Here is a 506-nt window from a genome sequence, read left to right as displayed (position 1 = left end):
GGCGTCGGCACGTTCGTCGCAAGATCGATGCCGACGCCTGACCAGGCGACGCGAGCGTTAACGTCGGCCTTATCCTCTGTCATCCCGGCCGTGACCAGAGGAATTCCCGAACTCAAGGCCTGATTGATGCTGCCAAAGCCGCCGTTGGTGACGAGCACATCGACATGCGGTAGTAACCATTCGAATGGCAGATAGCTTGCAAGCCGGGCATTGGACGGAATTGCTCCGGGGATGTCTTCAACCGAGCGGCCGCCTGCGGTGGCGACGACCAGGACGTCGGGCTCGTTGGAGAGTGCGGCGAGCGTGGGCCCGACCAGGAGGCCGAGATCGTGGTTGGCGACGGTGCCCTGCGTGACGAGCACGACCTTGCGTGACCCATCAAGTTCATGCGCCCACGGCGGCAGTGCTACCTGACCGGGGATGATAGGCGGCGTTCCGACGAAATAAACCGAGGATGGAAACTCGCGTGGGAATTCGAAGCTCGGCACCGACAGCTGCATATAAGC

Annotated in this window: 1 protein-coding gene; it reads right to left on the bottom strand. The window is 62.1% G+C overall.

The genetic code is table 11. The features are described 5' to 3' along the window. Nucleotides 1–506, bottom strand: a 506-nt coding sequence (locus AC1DU6_RS35990; protein WP_477863470.1) for a glycosyltransferase, incomplete at both ends; no start/stop codon positions are given.

This window comes from Roseateles sp. P5_B10 (assembly GCF_056400485.1).
This window is presented reverse-complemented; position numbering and strand designations above follow the sequence as displayed.